Annotated in this window: 21 protein-coding genes, 1 tRNA gene and 1 riboswitch; of the genes, 11 read left to right on the forward strand and 11 right to left on the reverse strand. The window is 47.6% G+C overall.

From position 1 onward, the window contains the following. Positions 1–93: 93 nt before the first annotated feature. Entirely contained in the window at positions 94–1,062 is a 969-nt protein-coding gene (locus tag K7P76_RS09505) for an alpha/beta fold hydrolase (RefSeq protein ID WP_232185058.1), read from the forward strand. On the opposite strand, the gene K7P76_RS09510 is transcribed toward K7P76_RS09505, so the two are convergent. The 5 genes from K7P76_RS09510 to K7P76_RS09530 are packed head-to-tail and all read right to left on the reverse strand — an operon-like array spanning position 1,059 to position 5,731. Further along, positions 1,059–1,784: a GntR family transcriptional regulator gene (locus K7P76_RS09510; RefSeq protein WP_232185059.1), complete on the reverse strand. Its 726-nt coding sequence runs from the start codon at positions 1,782–1,784 to the stop codon at positions 1,059–1,061. The two genes, K7P76_RS09505 and K7P76_RS09510, sit on opposite strands and share 4 nt — an antisense overlap. Beyond that, on the reverse strand, positions 1,784–2,800 hold the full coding sequence (locus tag K7P76_RS09515) for a sugar kinase (protein WP_232185060.1): 1,017 nt from the start codon (positions 2,798–2,800) through the stop codon (positions 1,784–1,786). The genes K7P76_RS09510 and K7P76_RS09515 overlap by 1 nt, the downstream gene beginning before the upstream one ends. Continuing rightward, positions 2,793–3,548, reverse strand: a complete 756-nt coding sequence (dagF, locus tag K7P76_RS09520) for a 2-dehydro-3-deoxy-phosphogluconate aldolase (RefSeq protein ID WP_232185061.1) — start codon at positions 3,546–3,548, stop codon at positions 2,793–2,795. Before dagF ends, K7P76_RS09515 begins: the two co-directional genes overlap by 8 nt. 1 nt (position 3,549) lies before the next feature. Further along, on the reverse strand, positions 3,550–4,653 hold the full coding sequence (locus K7P76_RS09525) for a DgaE family pyridoxal phosphate-dependent ammonia lyase (protein WP_232185062.1): 1,104 nt from the start codon (positions 4,651–4,653) through the stop codon (positions 3,550–3,552). Beyond that, the gene (locus K7P76_RS09530; protein ID WP_232185063.1) at positions 4,631–5,731 is read right to left on the reverse strand and encodes an amidohydrolase/deacetylase family metallohydrolase; all 1,101 of its coding nucleotides are present in this window, start codon (positions 5,729–5,731) and stop codon (positions 4,631–4,633) included. Before K7P76_RS09530 ends, K7P76_RS09525 begins: the two co-directional genes overlap by 23 nt. Positions 5,732–5,943: 212 nt before the next feature. Between K7P76_RS09530 and K7P76_RS09535 the strand changes: the two genes are divergently transcribed. Next, positions 5,944–6,687, forward strand: a complete 744-nt coding sequence (locus K7P76_RS09535) for a GNAT family N-acetyltransferase (RefSeq protein ID WP_232185064.1) — start codon at positions 5,944–5,946, stop codon at positions 6,685–6,687. Positions 6,688–6,726: 39 nt separating this feature from the next. On the opposite strand, the gene K7P76_RS09540 is transcribed toward K7P76_RS09535, so the two are convergent. Beyond that, entirely contained in the window at positions 6,727–6,987 is a 261-nt protein-coding gene (locus tag K7P76_RS09540; RefSeq protein WP_232185065.1) for a hypothetical protein, read from the reverse strand. A 188-nt stretch (positions 6,988–7,175) separates the two neighbouring features. Here K7P76_RS09540 and K7P76_RS09545 point away from each other — a divergent pair, with 188 nt between their 5' ends. From K7P76_RS09545 to K7P76_RS09560, 4 genes are all read left to right on the forward strand, one after another. Then, positions 7,176–8,237, forward strand: coding sequence for a hypothetical protein (locus tag K7P76_RS09545; RefSeq protein WP_232185066.1), 1,062 nt, complete (start codon positions 7,176–7,178; stop codon positions 8,235–8,237). A gap of 2 nt (positions 8,238–8,239) precedes the next feature. Beyond that, complete coding sequence (locus K7P76_RS09550; RefSeq protein WP_232185067.1) at positions 8,240–9,100, forward strand: DUF8832 domain-containing protein; 861 nt, start codon at positions 8,240–8,242, stop codon at positions 9,098–9,100. An 88-nt stretch (positions 9,101–9,188) separates the two neighbouring features. Continuing rightward, on the forward strand, positions 9,189–10,646 hold the full coding sequence (locus K7P76_RS09555; protein WP_232185068.1) for a DEAD/DEAH box helicase: 1,458 nt from the start codon (positions 9,189–9,191) through the stop codon (positions 10,644–10,646). Positions 10,647–10,726: 80 nt separating this feature from the next. Further along, positions 10,727–11,416: a CAP domain-containing protein gene (locus K7P76_RS09560; RefSeq protein WP_232185069.1), complete on the forward strand. Its 690-nt coding sequence runs from the start codon at positions 10,727–10,729 to the stop codon at positions 11,414–11,416. Between the two features lie 59 nt (positions 11,417–11,475). Here the strand turns inward: K7P76_RS09560 and K7P76_RS09565 are convergent. Then, positions 11,476–11,552: transfer RNA gene (locus K7P76_RS09565), tRNA-Met, on the reverse strand. 294 nt (positions 11,553–11,846) lie between these two features. Here K7P76_RS09565 and K7P76_RS09570 point away from each other — a divergent pair. Next, the gene (locus K7P76_RS09570) at positions 11,847–12,047 is read left to right on the forward strand and encodes a cold-shock protein (protein WP_232185070.1); all 201 of its coding nucleotides are present in this window, start codon (positions 11,847–11,849) and stop codon (positions 12,045–12,047) included. A gap of 70 nt (positions 12,048–12,117) precedes the next feature. After that, the gene (locus tag K7P76_RS09575) at positions 12,118–12,348 is read left to right on the forward strand and encodes a cold-shock protein (RefSeq protein ID WP_232185071.1); all 231 of its coding nucleotides are present in this window, start codon (positions 12,118–12,120) and stop codon (positions 12,346–12,348) included. Between the two features lie 69 nt (positions 12,349–12,417). Here the strand turns inward: K7P76_RS09575 and K7P76_RS09580 are convergent, their stop codons facing one another. Beyond that, on the reverse strand, positions 12,418–13,275 hold the full coding sequence (locus K7P76_RS09580; protein ID WP_309244751.1) for a LysR family transcriptional regulator: 858 nt from the start codon (positions 13,273–13,275) through the stop codon (positions 12,418–12,420). Positions 13,276–13,335: 60 nt separating this feature from the next. Between K7P76_RS09580 and K7P76_RS09585 the strand changes: the two genes are divergently transcribed. From K7P76_RS09585 to K7P76_RS09595, 3 genes are all read left to right on the forward strand, one after another. Continuing rightward, positions 13,336–14,406 (forward strand): branched-chain amino acid aminotransferase, encoded by a 1,071-nt coding sequence (locus K7P76_RS09585; RefSeq protein ID WP_232185073.1) that lies wholly within the window; start codon positions 13,336–13,338, stop codon positions 14,404–14,406. A gap of 170 nt (positions 14,407–14,576) precedes the next feature. Then, a riboswitch (cyclic di-GMP riboswitch) is annotated at positions 14,577–14,663 on the forward strand. 104 nt (positions 14,664–14,767) lie between these two features. Continuing rightward, complete coding sequence (locus K7P76_RS09590) at positions 14,768–16,630, forward strand: FapA family protein (protein WP_232185074.1); 1,863 nt, start codon at positions 14,768–14,770, stop codon at positions 16,628–16,630. Between the two features lie 41 nt (positions 16,631–16,671). Continuing rightward, a complete protein-coding gene (locus K7P76_RS09595; protein ID WP_232185075.1) occupies positions 16,672–17,679 on the forward strand; it encodes an HD-GYP domain-containing protein in 1,008 nt (335 codons plus the stop codon). Between the two features lie 247 nt (positions 17,680–17,926). Here the strand turns inward: K7P76_RS09595 and K7P76_RS09600 are convergent, their stop codons facing one another. From K7P76_RS09600 to K7P76_RS09610, 3 genes are read right to left on the reverse strand one after another with little or no spacing between them, the layout of a single operon-like run. Continuing rightward, complete coding sequence (locus tag K7P76_RS09600) at positions 17,927–18,097, reverse strand: hypothetical protein (RefSeq protein WP_232185076.1); 171 nt, start codon at positions 18,095–18,097, stop codon at positions 17,927–17,929. 29 nt (positions 18,098–18,126) lie between these two features. After that, positions 18,127–18,366 (reverse strand): HPr family phosphocarrier protein, encoded by a 240-nt coding sequence (locus K7P76_RS09605; protein WP_232185077.1) that lies wholly within the window; start codon positions 18,364–18,366, stop codon positions 18,127–18,129. A 50-nt stretch (positions 18,367–18,416) separates the two neighbouring features. Further along, entirely contained in the window at positions 18,417–19,106 is a 690-nt protein-coding gene (locus K7P76_RS09610) for a TerC family protein (protein ID WP_232185078.1), read from the reverse strand. Between the last annotated feature and the right edge of the window lie 3 nt (positions 19,107–19,109).

Genomic DNA, 19,109 nt, shown 5'->3' on the forward strand with positions numbered 1-19,109 from the left:
ATTGGAGGTTTTTTTACGACGTATTCCTTTGAAATGGATTGTGGTATCGTTATCGTAGGTTAATAAAATAGCTCGGAATCGGGGACTATGCTGATGAGAAGGTTCTGGAAATTTACGCGAAAAGGGATGTTATATGGACTCGCTCTTCTTATAGTTTTATTAGCAATCGGTTTTACGTACCAATGGGCAAGCGCTAGACACGATTGGGATAAATATAAACCCGTCGGCAGCCAATACGATGTTCTTGGTCATAAGATGCACATTTATACTGGAGGCCAAGGCGATACGACGGTCGTATTCAATGCAGGGTGGGGGACGGTTAATCCGTACGTCGATTTTTACCCGCTGTATGACAAGATCGAGAAGGACGCCCGATTTGCGGTTATCGACCGCTTTGGTTACGGGTATAGCGACATGACGGATCGCAAACGCGATATCGACAATATCGTCGAAGAAACTCACGAATTGCTAAAAGCATCGGGTGAACATCCGCCCTACATTTTCGTCGGACATTCTCTAGGCTCTCTCGAGACTATCCGCTACGCGCAGAAGTATCCCGAAGAAGTGAAAGGAATCGTGCTGGTGGATGGCGGAAGCCCGGAGTATTATGCGAAACAATCGCCGCTAACGGCTATTTCGTTGTTCCAACGGTTTCTTGTCCGATCGGGCGTGGCAAGGGCGTTGTATCATTTCGATGGATTTACTGAATCGGTGGCGAGCGAGCGAAACGGACTAAAGCTTTTGCCGGATGAACTCAAGGAGCTCGATCGCCTATCCACGCTGCTCAGAGCCAATAACAGAAATATTACCGACGAAATGCGCCAAAGCCAGAGAAATGCCCAAGAGGTTGTAAAAGGAAAGAAGCCCTTGGACATTCCGATAACCGTCCTAACAGCGGGGAGTTACGGCAAGGCGGCAAGCGATTGGCTGGAAAGCCAGAAAGCTCTACCCTCATGGTCCGTGCAGGGTAAACAAGTGATTGTAGAAGACGCCGAACATTATATTCATCACTATCATCCGGAACGGGTAGCCGATGAAATATTGGAACTGGTGAACGGTTAAACGTTGTAATTGACAACATAATTTTGCATTTCCGTATTATAGTAGCCTTCGCTGTATTCGATCACATCGCCCGTTTCGTCATAGGAATAACGCAATCTTTTCAATAAAGGTGTTTTCTCCTGCACGCGTAATTTCTCCTCGACAAGAGGAGGGGCGAACGCTACCGCAAAATGATCCCGATATTTCGCTAACGTTATCTCTTGCTCCTCAAGCCACCCGTACAGAGACTGAGCGTTCAGATCCGATTGTTCGATGTCTCCGATTCGCATGGTCAAATAATGCATGTAATGGATATAGGGTACGTCATTAAGGCGATACAGACGTTCTATGCGGACGCACTGCTCACCGAATAATCGATGCGGTTCCGTGCCTTCTTCCGTCTGTATCACTTCTACTTGCAACAATTCCTTCTGGATCTGATGGCCTTCTTCTACCAACAATTCCGTGAACCGTTTCCACGTAGACAGCTTGGAAGTAGTCGTATTACGAATAACCTTCGTCCCTTTGCCGCTGCCCTTCTCCAAGTAACCTTCTTGACATAGTTCTTTGATGGCGTTGCGGACCGTAATCTTGCTGACGTTGAACTCGTGCTCCAATTGGGGCTCCGAAGGGATATTCGACTCAATAGGATACACGCCGTGCAATATTCTATCCTTCAAAATATTTTTGATTTGCAAATATAATGGCCTTTGATTCCGGGATAAGTTCACTGCGGCATCCACTACCTTTCTACGTCGCCTATTGAGTCCGACATGGCCCGGAGTATCTCACTCTCCGATGACATCGGGGTATCTCCCGCAACCGTGTGCGCGAGCATGGCCGCCGCCGCGGCAAACTCGACTGTTCGGGCAGCCGGGAATCGTTCCAACTCGCCATGCACGATCCCGCTCGCGTAGGCATCTCCAGCCCCAATTCTATCATAGACGGAGAACGTGAGCGTTCTGGAGAAGGTGAAAACCTGATCTTTGAAAATAAAGCCCTGCAACGAATGCGTATTGTCGCCGTTGATGGAACGGTGGGTGCCTGCGATGACCGAGATATTATATTTTCGGGCAACGGCTGGAATAAGCTCCATGAGTTGCTCCTGCCGGTTTTCTTTATCCGTTTCCATCCTCAGGATGAATAGGGCATCATTCTCGTTCATCATGACGATATCCGCCAACTGAAGCATATCCTCATAGAACGGTTTTGCTTTCGCATATCCATCTTCTCCCCAGTGGGCAGTGCGGTAATTGCAGTCGAAGACAACCGTTCCTCCGTTCTCTTTGACCGCTTGCGCGAAGCATTTCATGTGATGCCGGACGGAATCGTTCATGGCTAGGGTGATCCCACAGAAGTGGACGACATCAACTTGCTTGGCGATTTCCGCGAAATCATACGTTCCATCGGGTGCGGTATTAAAGCTGCTATCCTGTCGATTGGAATAGGTAACGCGACTAGGCCGCGCGCCGAAACCATTTTCCAAGAAGTACATTCCGACGTAGTTGCCGCCGCGAACAACGAATGATTGCGTGATACCTAGCTTTCGAAGATACGAAACGGCAGCATCGCCAACCGAATTGGCGGGCAAAGTGGTGACGAGGTACCCTGTATGCCCGAAGCGCGTTAGCGCCGAGGATATATTCACCCCCGACCCAGAGAAAGAATAGCTTAGCGTGCTGGCTTGGGACAGCAAATCAAAACCCGGCACCTGCAAGCGCATCATGACCTCTCCGAATGCCGCGATTTTTTTAGCCATCGGAATCAACCAATCTTTTCATCGTTTCAAGCAGTTCGCGAACATCCTCGACCTTGGTGTTCCCCGTTTCCTTGTCGATAATCGAGGAGTACACATGCTGGATGATTTGAGGGACGTTAGCCTCCAAGCAAATACGTAAGATCGCCTCGAAATTGTCCTTGTCGATGCCGCCCGTCGGCTCTAGCGCGAACCCTTCTTCTCCGCAGGCTTGCGCGACTGCTCGGAGCTCGTCTTCATGGCTTAACCCGCCCATCGGAAAGTATTTCAAAGCATTGCCGCCCATGTCGCGTACGAGCGCAATCGCCGTCTTGACGGGAACAATCGCATGTTCGTCCTGCACGGCGCTGATAGGGCCTGTTGAGATGTTCACATAGCCAACGCGCCCGGAAGGAGATACCAGGCTGTTAATCCAACTATCTTGTCCGCCAAGGTTGGCGCGGGTAGCCCCCACGGAAGGAAACACTTGATTGATATGGCTTCCGGGATAGTGCTTAGCGATCTCCGCGACTACCGCGGCTTGGCGATTATCGCCCGCCCCTAATCCTATCGATACCGCTTCATCTATTTTTTTGCCGTATGCCTTCATCGCACCGACGGCTTGTTCGACCGTTGAATAATCTTTGGAGAGGACTCCGACCAACACATATCCTTCCGCCGCTTCGAACACTTCTTTGGCGTTGTCTACGTGGTTGGCTAAGACGTTTAATGCGGCGCGGCCTTTGTAGAAACGTTTGGTTATGTTGGACATCTTATTTGCCTCCCGCCAATTCGCGTATTCTAGATTCGATGACATGGATATCGTCCCCTTGAAGCGGACGCGGATCGATATCGAAATAGCCTTGTCTGACGCCGTAATCCCTTGTGTAGATCGCAATTTCGCCATCGCGGAGCTCCGTTACGACTTTCTTTGCGTCCGTGTTTGCTCGCTCTGGATCAATTTGAATGCGGGCTCGGAAAATGGCTCGACCGGCTTCATCCTGCACGATCGTCACCTTGATGCCTGCGATGTCATTCAGCGGCATTAACGCTTGCAACGCATCTTTCTCTTGCTCGCTTTTATCTTCCTTGACGCTGTACTCGTCAAGCGCTTGAAGCAAACCGAACGAGGTTTCTTTGCCGACCTTCATACTCCGCCCGATGCCATGCAATTGAACTTTAACCCATTCGATATAGTTTCTTTTACCGCCGACAATGCCCGAGGTAGGACCTTCGATAGCCTTGGAACCGCTGTAGATCGCAAGGTCGGAATATTTGACGTACTTCTGCAAGTCTTCTTCCGCCGCCGCATCCAAGATCAGGGGAACGCCATTTCGCTGCGCGATCTCCCAAGCTTCTTCGATGGAAATCATGTTTTTCTGGACGGCATGGTGCGACTTCACGTAAAGGATTGCTGCCGTATATGCAGTAATGGCATCTTCGATATGCTCAGCTTTTCCTTCATTGGCATAACCGACTTCGACGAGCTTTCCTCCGCCTAAATAGACCATTGTTTCAACGGGTGCCCCGTATTGGACGTTGTGGCCTTTCAATATAATGATTTCTCGCTTAGGAATGACATCTTGATGGAGACGCTCGCTCAACCGGCGATTCCCTTGCGTTACGATGGCCGCAACGGAGAGCGCAATGCCGCTCGATGCCGAATTCACGATAATGGCGGCCTCCGAACCAACAATACGCGCGATATAATCTCCCGCTTTATCTACCAGATCCGCGATCTCGACATAACTTTGACCGCCATGCTTCATCGCGTCCATAACGGAATCCGTCGGAGCGGATACCCCAAGAATACTCATCCGTCCGCTTGCATTGATTACGCGTTTAAGCCCGTATTTAACATTCAATGAAGACACCATTCGCAACGACTCCTTTGGCTTCTATGCTCCTATCGGCTACACGCTTGTCCCCTTCGGAATCAACAAGTGTAATCGGATCATTCTTTATGGCGAAGAGGGTTAAGTTGGCAACGTCCCCAACTTGTATTCGGCCAAGCTCCGGTTTCCCGAGCCAGTTGGCCGCATTTGTCGTAACGGCTGAGATCACTTCTTCAAGCGAGTATCCCAAGTGAAGAAACTTCGAGAGAACGTTGGCCATATTGTGCACCGGGCCATTTAATCGGTTCCCGCGGTAAATGTCCGTGCTGATCGTATTTAAGCCGATGCCATGCTGCTTGGCTGCCTCGGCAATCTTAAATGAAAAGCTCGCGGTACCATGGCCAACATCCAAATGAACGCCGCGTTCAATGGCATCTACTAATACTTGAAGGGGATTACCCTGATCATTGAAGAGATTGTTTTCTTTCCCGTGGAGATAGTGAGTGATAACGTCTCCCTTCTCTAAGAGAGGGATGATCTCCTCAATGCTCGGCGGCCCGGAACCGATGTGGACAATTAACGGCAGCGAGGTTTCATTAGAGAGTACTAGCGCCATCCTCAATGGTTCAATACCGGTTTCACCCACCACGCTTTTGCTGATTCGCGCTTTTAGTCCCACTATGAAATCCTTATGCTCGTTTACCGCCTGAACGACTTTGTTCGTATCTATCCATTGTAGATTGGATAATTCATCGATTCTTTGCAGGCCCACTCGCGAAATGTTCAGAAAGGCGAATAAGTTGGTTCGGGCATGCTGTTTGCTTGCGGCTAACGCTGCAATCCGGTCCGCGCCGCAGCTTCCGGCATCCACGATAGTCGTTACGCCTAGCTTAATTCCGATCTCATCGATTTCATCGCCATAAGGCTCGAATTCGGGAAACGCATGGGCATGCAGATCGATCCAACCGCTCGATACGTATAAACCTGAGCAGTCTATTATGCGCTGTCCTCGTCCGCTGCCGGCTGTTGTGATCTCGGCAATTTTACCGTCTATGATAACGATATCGATAGCTTCTCCATTCACGAGCTTTAGATTACGTAACACAAGCGGCTCTTTCATGCGCTTCACCTTTTTCCGCAGCTCGATTTAAGAACGCTTACAAATAGATTATTTTCTTAAGTTAAAATAATTATAACGTTATAATGTTAAGGTAACACAGGCACGGAATAAAGTAAATAAAACATTATAATGTTCCGTAATGGGGTGAACAGCGATTGAATAAAAATTAATATTAAAGTATATTTATACAAAAACAAGCGGGGGATTTTATAATGAGTAAGACAATCGAAGAGTACTCACTCAATGCCTGGCCAGCGCTGCAAACGCTTGTTCTAGACGGGTGGCTATTACGTTTTGCTGACGGCTACACGAAGAGATCGAATTCTATTAACGCAATTTATGCAGGAATGGAAGAGAACATCGGGGAGAAAATTACGAAGTGCGAAGAGATATATTCTAGATCAGACTTAGATGTCGTTTTTAAGATCACTCCTTTCGTACCGGATTTATTGGATAAAACGCTGGAGAATAGGGGGTACAATGTCCTCGACCCTTCGAGTGTAAAAACATTAGAGAGCTTAAAAAATATTAAAGATCCATTTATGAAAGACGTTGAGAATGCTGAATGCTTGAATGATAAATGGCTCGAAATAATGTCTGAATTTAACGGTCTTTCGGAGAGAAATAAATTCATTACGCAGAAGTTATTATCCGGCTTACTCGTGAGGAAAGGTTATTTTATTCTGTATAACAATTCGATTCCAGTGGCATGCGGGCTTGGGGCTGTAGAGGGAAATTACGTAGGATTATATGACATTGTCACGTCTGCACACTATAGAAATCACGGGTATGGGGAGCAATTAATCTTAAATATCCTTAATTGGGCGAAGTCTATTGGAGCAACTAAAAGCTATTTATTGGTCGTTCAGAATAACATGCCTGCAATAAAATTATATGAAAAGTTAAATTATCGAGAGATCTATACGTACTGGTATAGATGTAAGAGAATTCTGTAGTTTGGATCAATAAATGGAATAATTCGAGCATTTGAATCCTCATAATCGACCTCTAAACCCCATGAACGGTTGTTCAATTACTTCAATGGATTCATTTCCTGTGAAGAAGATATAGAACTCTCTCTGCGGATCGGCAAGGTGAAATTTTTTATATTCCCTCCACGCTTCTCTTGAATCTGGGAATTCCGACATAACAGACATCTCCTCAATGATTCGATGATTATTAACAGAGGAAGCCTTAATTGCTTCAACTAAAACCCAAGTATTTGGGTAGTGATCTCGAATGGTAGGCCATTTCATAAGGAAAACCTCCCAACAATTTTGATATGCTTTTATTTTATCATAAGGTAACAATTTTGAATGTAATTTGAAAATGTAAAACACACCTTAAGGAATACATTCCTAGAGGTGTCTCTTTGTTATACAGATTAGCAGTAGTTGGAAATAAGCAATAAGAGTACAATTGTTTCATAAGGGAGGGCGTTATTGTGGCTGCCACGCAATTAAATACGCAAATGGCAATTAAGCGTAATCCTCGGGTATCGACTCCAAAACATTATATTACCATTGTGTTCGGCATGTGGTTGATCGGCGGGATATTCGTAGACGGTTATGCCCATAATCACGGTGTCGTTGAGACGTTCTTCACGCCGTGGCATGCCATTCTGTACTCCGGATTTATAGCTTCGGCAATATGGATGACATGGCTCCTATATCTATCTAGACGGGCAACCGGTCTGCCATGGCTGCAAGCGGCGCCGATAGGTTACGGCTTAGGATTGGTTGGCGTTGTCGTGTTTCTTGCAGGCGGAGTCGGCGATATGATCTGGCATATCGTCTTCGGGATCGAACAGGATACTGCTGCGCTGCTTAGTCCCACTCACTTGGTATTGCTGGTAGGAGCCGTGCTGATCTTATCCAGTCCATATCGGGCCGAATGGCATAACAAGGAGAGCAAGGAACCAAGATGGCGAGAATTTGCCCCTCCGTTTCTCTCCGTAGTCATTACGATGGGCGCGGCCAGCTTTTTTCTCATGTACGCTTGGATGTTCCGCTTTAACCTGTCGGCCCAACCGGTTGTCGATTGGTATTGGAGTACTTTCTCCAACGAACATATTATCGAAGTGAACGAAACGCGCGGGCTTACCTACACTCTCTTGGACACGATATTGTATATGTTCCCGATTCTCCTCCTCATGAAAAGATGGAAATTGCCGTTTGGTGCGATCATGGCGTTATTTGCGATTATTACGATCATGATGAACGTATTGGACGGATTCGAGGGCTGGCGCACGATTCTAGTAGCGATGGCTGCCGGTTTGATTGGAGATCTGGTCTATCATGGGTTGCGCCCTTATGAGGGACGGATGTGGGCTTACCGGGTCGTGGCGTTTATAACGCCAGTCGCTTTGTGGACTATCTATTATATTTGGATGTTCATGCTGACCGGCATCGGGTGGTCGGTCGAGCTGTGGACCGGGTCCGTCGTTGAAGCTGGACTCGTGTCGCTGGGGCTTAGCGTGTTGGCGTTGTCGCCGAAAAGGGAATAGAGATGGGGAAGCGCAAGCTAACTTTTATTGTCGCGTGGATCATGGTCGGCACGTTCATTCTCGGAGGATGCTCCGATCCTAAGATTGTTAATGTAGACATTAACCCTCCGACCAAAGGTCTTCTGCATTACCTAAAGCAGGATCAAATGGTGAACGTGTCCGACAATGGCTACAAGGTGCGCGTGGAATCTTCCACTGCCGAAGTGAACAGCGAAACCGAAGTGAAGTTAACGTTGCGGGTACTGGACTCATCCGGACTCCCGGTTCGGAAGTTCTCCGAGGATATGACCAAGCTTATGCATTTAATCGTGGTGAGCAGCGACTTGTCGTCGTTCTCTCATTTGCACCCGGAATATAAAGGGAAAGGGATTTTCTCGGTTGCCTATAAGTTCCCTTTCGGAGGCGACTTTCTGCTCATCTCGGAATTCATGCCGGATAAGCAGGGAGTTACCGTCTATAAGCAATGGATTAGCGTGAAGGGCAAGTCCCCGCTGGCCGAGAAGCTTATCTCGGATACTGCGACTAAGCAGACGGTGGGCGGTCTGGATGTATCGTTGTCGATGATGCCGGATGCGAAGCATTTGGCGGCGGGGCAAACCGCCATGCTGAATTTCCGGTTTACCGACGCGAAGACGCATAAGCCGGTTAAATTGGAACCGTATTTAGGCACGGCCGGCCATTGCGTCATATTAAACGATACAGCGAACCAATACTTGCACGTACATGCTGCAACCGATATGAGCTCCGGCGAGAACGTTATGTTTCATACCCAGTTTCCGGCTAGCGGCACCTATAAGCTATGGGCTCAGGTTCAATATGGGGGCAAGGTCAATGTCGTTCCTTATGTTATACGGGTTCAGTAAGCTCTTGTTACCAATGGATGATACCCGTTCTGCATGGAAATGATGGTGGAAACGGAATCCCTAATTCAACAAAAGATGAGGTTAATAGATGAGCGACAATCAACGTTTCGCAGATTACGGCTTAAGCGAAGAGATTATCCGGGCGCTTGGCGGCTTAGGTTACGAGCAGCCGACGGAAGTTCAGCATAAAGTGATCCCTCTCGCGCTGCAGAACAAAGACCTGACCGTGAAATCGCGGACGGGAAGCGGCAAGACCGCCGCATTCGGAATTCCGGTCTGCGAGCTCGTTCAATGGGAAGAGAATAAGCCTCAGGCGTTGATCTTGACTCCAACGCGAGAGCTCGCGGTGCAGGTGAACGAGGACATTACGAATATCGGGAGATTCAAACGGATTAAAGCGACGGCTCTGTACGGCAAAGAGTCGTTTGCTAAGCAAACCGCGCAATTAAAACAGAAAACCCATGTCATTGTCGGTACGCCAGGCCGCGTAATGGATCATATCGATAGAGGAACTCTGGAGATGGATCGGATCGAATATTTGGTCATCGACGAAGCCGACGAGATGCTTAACATGGGATTTATCGAGCAAGTGGAGAAGATCGTCGGGAAGCTGCCTAAGAATAGGATGACCATGCTATTCTCGGCTACGTTGCCCAAAGATGTAGAGAAGCTCTGTCATAAAATCATGAGGAATCCGGTCGATATCGAGGTGTCAACGGCGGCGGGAGCAACGAATACCCTGATCGACCACTCCTTGATCACGGTGAGAGAGGGCGATAAACCGAACTTGCTTCACGATATTCTCGTCGTCGAGAATCCGGACAGCTGCATGATATTCGGCCGAACCCAGGAGCAGGTCGACCGAATCTATAAGCAGTTGGACCAACTTGGTTTCCGAACGGGCAGAATTCATGGAGGCATGGAGCAAGAGGATCGGTTTAAGGTGATGAATGAGTTCCGCAGAGGGGCTTTCCGTTATTTGGTCGCAACGGACGTGGCTGCACGGGGCATAGACATTGAGAATATCACGCATGTCATCAACTACGATCTTCCCCAAGATGCGGAAAGTTACGTGCATCGGACGGGGAGAACGGGCCGCGCGGGCAAGACGGGAGAAGCGATCAGCTTCGCCGCGCCGAATGAGGACAAGTTCTTGGCGGCTATCGAAAGCTACATCGGGTTTGAAATCCGCAAGCGGAAAATGCCTTCCAAGGACGAAGTCGCGCTTAGGCAAGCTGCCTTCGAGAAGAAGCTGAGCGTTCAGCCGACGATCAAGAAGGACAAGAACGAGCAATTAAATCAAGGCATCATGAAGCTATATTTCAATGGCGGCAAGAAAAAGAAGCTAAGAGCCGTAGACTTCGTAGGTACGCTTTCCCGAATCGAGGGCGTTACGGCGGAAGATATCGGCATCATTACGATTCAAGATAGCGTTACCTTCATTGATATCCTGAACGGCAAAGGCCCGCGCGTCATCGAAGCGATGAAGGACACGACGGTGAAAGGGAAGCTGTTAAAAGTACAAGCAGCTAAGCCTAATTCGTAGTAAAGAAAATAGGAACGGATGTAATGATTTTCAGGAAGAAGGGGGAGATTAATGTCCATAAAGGCAAAGGAGGATAACAAATGAAACGTCTTGTCATGATCTTAATCTTGGTATTGCTGGCGGCTTGCGGGAAGCAGAACACACCGATGAAAGCACAATCGCTTACTCGGTTGAGTTCGGTGGATACGACGCTCCCCGCCAACCAACATGTCGTTCAGAAAAATGAAACGATAAGGGATATCGCCGATCGATACCATGTGAGCATAGACGAATTGCTAAAGCTGAATCCGAATTTGGGGCAGAACATTAGCGCAAATCCTGAAGGGTCGGCCGACGTGCCAATCCAACCGAATCAGACGGTTACGCTCCCTGCCAACCAGAGCCTCGACGGCTATGAAGCGCAAGTGTTATCGCTAACGAATCAAGAGCGGCAGAAAGCGGGATTGTCGCCTTGCGCAGGGAACGATTCAAACCTTAATCGGTCTGCCCGGGCGAAGTCCGAGGATATGGCGGCCCACAACTATTTTTCCCACGAATCGCCTACCTACGGCGACCCGTTCGTAATGATGCGGAATTTCGGCGTGCAATATCAATCGGCCGGAGAGAATATCGCGAAAGGCCAACCAACCCCGCAAGAGGTCGTGACGGCTTGGATGAACTCGCCCGGACATCGGAAAAATATAATGAACGGTTCCTATACTCATCTGGGAGTCGGTTATGTACTAAAGAACGGGGAAGCCTATTGGACGCAGCAATTTATCGGAAAATAAAAATAATCCTCGACGTCCGCACGTCGAGGATTATAATAGGTCATCCCTTATTTAAAAGTTGGTTGCGGGGGCAGGATTTGAACCTGCGGCCTTCGGGTTATGAGCCCGACGAGCTACCGGGCTGCTCCACCCCGCGGCATTAATGAAACCGGCGACATCTTCACCACACTCGACCGGAGTTCTAACTCTATAGCATTCCCGCTAAATATGCAAGCCCATTAAATCACTAATTGTGGGTCTTGAAAAAAATATTTGGCATACGCTTGCGACATTTGAATATATATGTTATAGTTGAAATCTTACAAACAAATTAAAACCCTTGGAATCACATATTGCAAAGGTTATCATTTGTTCGATGATATCTTTTCCAATGTGTGATTTTTGTTTGAACGAAAAAAACATGTTAATAAATTTGTGGAGGTTATCTATTATGGAAACAGGTTCAGTGAAATGGTTTAACGCAGACAAAGGCTTTGGCTTTATCGAAGTGGAAGGCGGAAATGACGTATTCGTACATTTCTCCGCTATTCAAGGCGACGGCTACAAATCCCTTGACGAAGGCCAACGCGTTCAATTCAATGTGGTACAAGGCAATCGCGGACCGCAAGCAGAGAACGTTGTAAAGCTGTAAATTTCAACGAACGCAACTGCCCTTAACCTGGTTAAGGGTAGTTTTTTTTCACTCAAAGGAGGGGTTGGCGTTGTATTTTCGCAAAAAATCAACAGAGGATCTCCCTCATGAAGAAACAGCGATTTGGTCTTGCAATACCGCAGGATGCAAGGGCTGGATTCGCGACAACTTTGCTTTCGAGAACTTGCCGACCTGCCACTTATGCCTGTCTCCGATGGTAAGCGGAGTGAGAATGCTTCCGTTGCTTGCCAATACGAATAAAGATATGAAGACCCTTAAGCAAGGTACGCTCATTTCGTAAACGGTTCAATCAAACCACATAAATACGCATCGGGTTGTTGAGAGAATTTTCTCGACGGCTTTTTTGTTTTTAGGGCAGGAACATCTCCATGAAATGGCGGGCGCTCTTGGAGAGATGGCGGTTCTTCAACCATACGATCCCGATGTCGCTGTGAAATTCGGCATCCGAGATCGTCTTTTGTTTCACGTTCGGCGAGGCAAACGAGGTCATCACCGATTTAGGCAACAGGGCAACTCCGATTCCGGAAGCGACAAGCGCAACCGTAATGGCGACGCTGGAACATTCGCTCACGATTCGCGGTTCCAAGTTTTGCTGCTTGAAGGCTTGAAAGACGAGCTCATGCATTCCCGTGGTTCTATCCGTCTTTAAGGTAAGGAGGGGATAACGGGCTAGTTCTTGCAAGGACAAGGTCTCTTGAGCGGAGTTCGTGCACCATTCGCTGGGAATGAGGGCGACAAAAGGATCCGAAGGGAGAGGCAAGACGGAATAGTGCTGCGACTGGAAGTCGGATTCGAAAGGAAGGCGGCTTAAGATCAGTTCGATATCCCTATTCTCGAGCCATTCGCCCATCTGAAAATGGTCCCCTTCACGGATTTTGAAGGTCACCTGCGGATATTTTTCCGAGAACGTTCGTATGGCTTTGGGTAATAAGGAGATACAAGAAACGACGGCCCCGATCGATAAGACGCCCTGAACGCCTTCGCCCAGCTCTTGTACATAGGTAATCGTTTCATTAAACTGATGAAGCAGGGCGATCGCCTTCTGGCGCAGCCGTTCCCCGGCATGCGTAAGCTGCAATTGCTTCCCGTTGCGATCGAACAAGACAACCCCCAGCTCTTGCTCCATAAGCTTAAGCTGACGGCTTAAAGGCGGCTGTTCCATATTGAGTTGCTTGGCCGCGCGGGTAATTTGCCCTTCGTTCGCTATATACTTAACGCTCTGCTATCATTCAACTATAACCGACAGAGGCAAGGAGAAGATGTTTAAATGGGACTCACAATCGTGGTAGAGCGTACGACGGCGCATAAAGCAAAGCCGGCAATCGATCAGCTTAGCTTCGGGAAGTATTTTACGGATCATATGTTTATTATGGATTACGATGCGGGCAAAGGCTGGCATCATCCGAGAATCGTTCCTTACCAGCCGATTCTTCTGGATCCCGCGGCCAAAGTATTCCATTACGGGCAGACGGTGTTCGAAGGAATGAAGGCGTATCGGACCCCGAAGGGCCAGATTTTAATGTTCCGCCCCTATAAGAATTTACAGCGGCTTAATCGATCGAATGCGCGGTTAAGCATTCCGTCCCTTGATGAAGGACTGGTCATGGAAGCCTTAAGACAGCTCATCAAGGTGGATGAGGATTGGATTCCCGCCGAACAAGGAACATCGTTATATATTCGTCCATTCGTTATCGCCACGCAGGCAACGCTCGGCGTATCTCCTTCAGAACAGTACCATTTCATCATCATCCTATCGCCGGTGGGCTCTTATTACGAAGAAGGAATCAACCCGGTCAGCATCTATGTGGAATCGGAATATGTCCGGGCCGTTACGGGCGGGGTTGGCAACGCCAAGACCGGGGGTAATTATGCGGCAGGGCTTAAAGCGCAGCAAGAAGCGACCGACAAGGGATATTCTCAAGTGCTGTGGCTAGACGGCGTCCACCGGAAATATATCGAGGAAGTCGGCAGCATGAACGTATTCTTCAAAGTAGGCGATAAGGTCATTACGCCTGCTCTGAACGGCAGCATATTAGACGGAGTAACACGGGATTCGGTCATCCGTTTGCTTAAGCATTGGGACATTGAAGTCGAGGAGCGTGCGATCTCCATCGATGAATTGGTTGAAGCCTATCGAAGCGGCTTGCTGCAGGAAGCTTTCGGTACCGGAACGGCAGCCGTCATCTCGCCGATTGGGGAATTGAATTGGCAAGGCGACAAGTTGACGCTAAACGAAGGCCGGACAGGACCTGTTGCGGCCAAGCTGTATGACTTCATGACCGGAATTCAAAGAGGGGCGATAGAAGATCCGTTCGGTTGGGTCGTGGAAATCAAATAAAAGCCAACCTTCAGCAGAAAAAAGAACATTTTTTGACAAAAATCTTACATGCTATTGAAATGAATGCGACTATAAACATATAATAAGAGGATAAGAGCCTGTAAATAGGTTTCGGGATTCAAATCTCATAGTAATAAAGTTGTAAAAGACCTACCCACTAACGAGACGCACACACGAAAAGGCAAACCTCTTGAAAAAGAGGGACGCAAAGCTATGGGCCTAAGGAACTAACGTTCTACGGTCGCCAAGCTGCCGAATGGGGTGTAAGACATCTTCCATTCGGGGGATGTCTTTTTTTTGGTTTATAAACCGCATACATTTCGCACAATTCCATCAGTTTGTGATTCGAGAGGTGCAATTCATGAAGAAGTATATTTCCGAGGCAGAGCTGACTACGCTAATCAATCAATTAAACCTGGATGAAATGGACGATTATTCGGGGAGCGAAGAAACAAGCGTAGACGCCTCAAGTTCAGATAAGCACAATAATAAACAAGATGGATGGATTCGCATCGTAAATCAGCAAATTTACGTGCAAAATCCGATCAACGGCGGAGATTATGCCATTATCTATCCGATGAGTCCGGTTAAATTGTACATAAACGACAAGGAAGTTGCTTGGGAATCCAAAGTGACCGCGGAAGATAGACTATCCTGGGTCATTGAAGAGCAGCCCTTGTTCGATATATCCATTTCCGAGGATAAATTATTGGCCCACTTGCTTCTGCACGCGAAAGAACGATTTCCTTGGCGGCTCGTCGACGGCGGGCCAGCCAATCGACTCATGCTAAGGGTAGAAGAGGATCGAGACATCGTATTAAAGACGGTCCAATTGGGCGACGTGGTCTCCAAGCTCGAGGAGATGTCTATTAAGGCGCGTATTGAATTTGCCGCTATCCAACAAGAACTATTGCTGCCCACCTACCAACCCGTCATCGTCGCCAGAGGAAAAGAGCCGATACCCGGCAAAGACGCGCGGTTGGAAATTTATTTTGCCCAGCAGGTGGAAAGCCAGTTTTTCGAAGTGGAAGGCACGATTGATTACCGGAACCATTTAAGAATTCCGTCCGTCCAGAAAGGAGAGGTAATGGCGAGAAAAATCCCATTGGTCGACGGGATTGCCGGATATGACGTTCTTGGAAGCATCACGATACCGAGCACGCCCAAAGACTTGTTCATCGTGGCGAAATCGAATGTCGAACTGACCCCGGATGGAGCCGTAATCGCGCGGATACAAGGGAGACCCAGAATGACGGGGGGGAAAATCAAAACCTTCGACGTTTCTACGTCTTATATCGTGTCGGGGAACGTGGATATCGAAACGGGCAACATTGTATTTTCCGGAGACGTTGTTATATATGGGGACGTTACGGATAATATGATTATAGAGTCGCTTGGCAACGTGTATGTTTACGGAAACGTATACAACTCTACCATAACGGCCACCGGCAGCATTAACGTCAGAGGGAACGTTGTCGCGAGCAAGCTTTACTCGGGTTATTTTGGCGTATTGTTTAATCGTCTCTATCATACTTCGAAACTGTTATGCGACTATATTGAGAGGCTGTTGGCCGCGTCCAAACTGCTGGTAGAAGCGCTCGAATCCAAAAGGCAGGCCGTTCGTTACGGGCAAATCATTTTGCTGCTCATGGAAACGAAGATGAAAGAAATTCCCGATACGATTAAAGAATTACAGTTCGTCATCTCGAACATTCAACACATCAAACAAGAGGAATACGAGAAGCTGAAGGAAATATCCGGAATATTCTCGCAGCCTACGAAACTGCTGGAAGTAGCGACTTACGGTTTCGTTCAGAGTTTCCTGACATTGCTTCAGGATACCCATAAGGAAGTAGCCAGGATGCAGGAAGAGAATGTGGAAATCAGTATCAATCAATGCCACAACAGCGAATTGAAGTCCAACGGCGACATCGTGATTCACCGCGACGGGGTGCTGTTATGCGATCTGTATTCTGCCAGGAACATTATCTTTATGCATGATAATTCGATATGCCGCGGTTCCCGGCTTGAGGCGGGGGACAGCATATCGGCCAAAGTAATCGGGGGGCAAACGGGCGCCAATTCCGTCCTTAAGGCCAAAAGAAAAGTACAGGTTAAGAAGATGTATTCCGGACGGGTTTGCATAGGCAAATATTGCAAGGATATTTTTGAACCGGTCGATAATACGACTTTCGATATTCAGACCCTGAAGAAGAATGCTTAGACCGCACGAGAAAAGTCTGATAACGGAAAGTGGATGGTGAGATGAATAAGGATCAATCGCGACAGGATCTATATATGGGTATGCGCGTAAACAAGAACATATATAATGACCTGGGAACGCTGGTTATTCCGAATTTCACGGTATTGACGCAAAAAGATATCACATTGCTGGCCCAACAGCAAATTGCACTGTTCGATGACGACGTCGAGCCTGTGGCCATTATGCACCTAGTGGATTCCGCGATTAAAGAGGTCAAGGATTTATTCGATAAAGCAAGAAACGGGGATCAAATTCCGTTTATGGCCGTACGCGATAAGATTATCCCGATGGTTATATTCATGAGCAATCACCCGAAACTGAATCAAATATTCATTCATTTGGAGCAACGGGATGAGTATGTATATAGGCACAGTATCGGCGTAGCGATATTGTCTAAGTTAATCGGCAAAGCCCGGGGGTTAGACGAAGGGGAGTTGTTTGAACTAACGACCGCGGGTTTCTTGCATGACATCGGGAAAGCCAAGATACCGCTTGCTATTCTGAACAAGCCGGGGAAATTATCGGACGAAGAATACGAGATGGTTAAAGAACATACCGTCTACGGTTACGAGATCATCAGGCATTCGTCGGGAATATCGGAGCGATATGCTTATGTCGCGCTGCAGCATCATGAGCGAGAAGACGGTAGCGGATATCCCTTCGGCTTAAAGGGTTCTGAGGTCGATATTTACAGCAAGATCGTTGCGGTAGCGGACGTCTTTCACGCCATGGTTTCCAAGCGGGTGTACAAAAATCCGGTTCCGTTCTACAAGGTGCTTAAGGAAATGTCGGACAATGTGTACGGGGCACTGGATCCGGCGATAACGCTTAGCTTCTTGAAAAGAATCATGGATATGCTCATCGGGAACAGGGTTGTCTTATCGGATGGAAACGAAGGGAAAATCGTAATGGTGAGCGCTCATGATCCGGTGCATCCCGTCGTTGAGGTAAAAGGAAATTATATCGATCTTAGCAAGGAGCAGGAGCTCCATTTGGAAAGGCTTATATGATATCGATTGTTCATGCGTTATGGCACGTAAGCCCCTTCAACCGTTATGGCGAAAGCAGCTGGTCTTTACCTCGACCAGTCTTCACTGGCTAGATTTGCCCGACTTGGCTAGGCGCGAACTGTATTTACTACAGTTATTTTGCTTGAAAACGAGATATTCCGCAATCAAACTGTATTTCCTACATGTGTTCTAGCCCGAACCGGCTAATATGGCTCTCACTAACCCCAAACACCTGTACTATTTGCAGTTAAACGGTTAAAAAAACATTTTTTGGCGAATCAGCCTGCACTTTTTGCATTTTGTCATGCGAAAACATCCAGGCGTTAATAGACCAAAAATACAAAATGGTTGGGCAGGAATAAATCACTGCACAACCATTTCTTTCAGCATTCGCGAACAACTGCTTTAAGGCGGTCACGGAGTGACCGCCTCTCTCTTATTAATCCGTTAGTTTACTTCTACTGCAAGATGGTGTTTTTTGAAAACTTCGATCATAGCGGATTTGGCTTCCGTTTCGTCCGGACCATGAATCTCAAGCTTGTAGGTATCGGAATTTAGCAGAGTTATGCTCAAGCCAAGAATACTTTTTACATCAACCATTTTATGATTAATTTGGAGTACGATGCTTGATTTGAAGTTGGCGGCGGTTTGATTAATATCAACGATAGTTTTAATGCCAGCGCTCATTGGCGGCAGCCTCCTATGACTATAGTCAACGCTAAACGGCAAGCGCGTATTTATTCGGAAATAGGTTGATAGGATGCTTTCTTCTTAGCGGAAACCGTTTTTCCGATGATAACAACGAGTAAAGCCAACCCGATCGGAATGATATAATGGCCTATTTGGAAATTGGATTCGACAAAGCGATCAATCGCTTTATCGTTCAATACCATCTCTCCCGCCGTGTAGCCCAATAAACCTGCCCCTAATAGAACGATAATCGGGAAGCGATTCATTAGCCGCATCAACAGCTGACTTCCCCATATAATCAACGGTATGCTAATCGCGAGTCCAAGTCCGATCAACAATAGATTGCCATCCGCTGCGCCGGCCACGGCAAGGACGTTATCCAGACTCATGATTAAATCGGCAACGATAATCGTTTTAATCGCTTCGCCCATTCTGGTGCTTGATTTTAAGTTCTCCTCGTCTCCATCGTTTTTCAACAGCTTAATCGCAATATAAATGAGCAGCAGTCCGCCGAAGATTTGAATATAAGGAATTTGTAACAACCAAACGGCTATGAAAGTTAAAATGACCCGTAAACCGATTGCACCGACGCTGCCCCAGAAGATAGCCGTTTTTTGCTGATGCGCCGGGAGGTTGCGGCATGCCAATGCAATGACGACGGCATTATCACCGCTTAAGACGATATTAATGACCATAAGTTTAATCAAGCCGACTAATAAATCGCCAACCACGTTCATCTA

Source organism: Cohnella silvisoli (assembly GCF_021190915.1).
GTDB lineage: Bacteria > Bacillota > Bacilli > Paenibacillales > Paenibacillaceae > Cohnella > Cohnella silvisoli.

Excerpts from the sequence above, each read along its gene's own strand:
- K7P76_RS09505 (WP_232185058.1), top strand. The coding sequence starts at position 94 with ATGAGAAGGTTCTGGAAATTTACGCGAAAAGGGATGTTATATGGACTC.
- K7P76_RS09515 (WP_232185060.1), bottom strand. The coding sequence starts at position 2,800 with ATGGCTAAAAAAATCGCGGCATTCGGAGAGGTCATGATGCGCTTGCAG.
- dagF (WP_232185061.1), bottom strand. The coding sequence starts at position 3,548 with ATGTCCAACATAACCAAACGTTTCTACAAAGGCCGCGCCGCATTAAAC.
- K7P76_RS09525 (WP_232185062.1), bottom strand. The coding sequence starts at position 4,653 with ATGGTGTCTTCATTGAATGTTAAATACGGGCTTAAACGCGTAATCAAT.
- K7P76_RS09530 (WP_232185063.1), bottom strand. The coding sequence starts at position 5,731 with ATGAAAGAGCCGCTTGTGTTACGTAATCTAAAGCTCGTGAATGGAGAA.
- K7P76_RS09535 (WP_232185064.1), top strand. The coding sequence starts at position 5,944 with ATGAGTAAGACAATCGAAGAGTACTCACTCAATGCCTGGCCAGCGCTG.
- K7P76_RS09540 (WP_232185065.1), bottom strand. The coding sequence starts at position 6,987 with ATGAAATGGCCTACCATTCGAGATCACTACCCAAATACTTGGGTTTTA.
- K7P76_RS09550 (WP_232185067.1), top strand. The coding sequence starts at position 8,240 with ATGGGGAAGCGCAAGCTAACTTTTATTGTCGCGTGGATCATGGTCGGC.
- K7P76_RS09555 (WP_232185068.1), top strand. The coding sequence starts at position 9,189 with ATGAGCGACAATCAACGTTTCGCAGATTACGGCTTAAGCGAAGAGATT.
- K7P76_RS09560 (WP_232185069.1), top strand. The coding sequence starts at position 10,727 with ATGAAACGTCTTGTCATGATCTTAATCTTGGTATTGCTGGCGGCTTGC.
- K7P76_RS09570 (WP_232185070.1), top strand. The coding sequence starts at position 11,847 with ATGGAAACAGGTTCAGTGAAATGGTTTAACGCAGACAAAGGCTTTGGC.
- K7P76_RS09585 (WP_232185073.1), top strand. The coding sequence starts at position 13,336 with ATGGGACTCACAATCGTGGTAGAGCGTACGACGGCGCATAAAGCAAAG.
- K7P76_RS09590 (WP_232185074.1), top strand. The coding sequence starts at position 14,768 with ATGAAGAAGTATATTTCCGAGGCAGAGCTGACTACGCTAATCAATCAA.
- K7P76_RS09595 (WP_232185075.1), top strand. The coding sequence starts at position 16,672 with ATGAATAAGGATCAATCGCGACAGGATCTATATATGGGTATGCGCGTA.
- K7P76_RS09605 (WP_232185077.1), bottom strand. The coding sequence starts at position 18,366 with ATGAGCGCTGGCATTAAAACTATCGTTGATATTAATCAAACCGCCGCC.
- K7P76_RS09610 (WP_232185078.1), bottom strand. The coding sequence starts at position 19,106 with ATGAACGTGGTTGGCGATTTATTAGTCGGCTTGATTAAACTTATGGTC.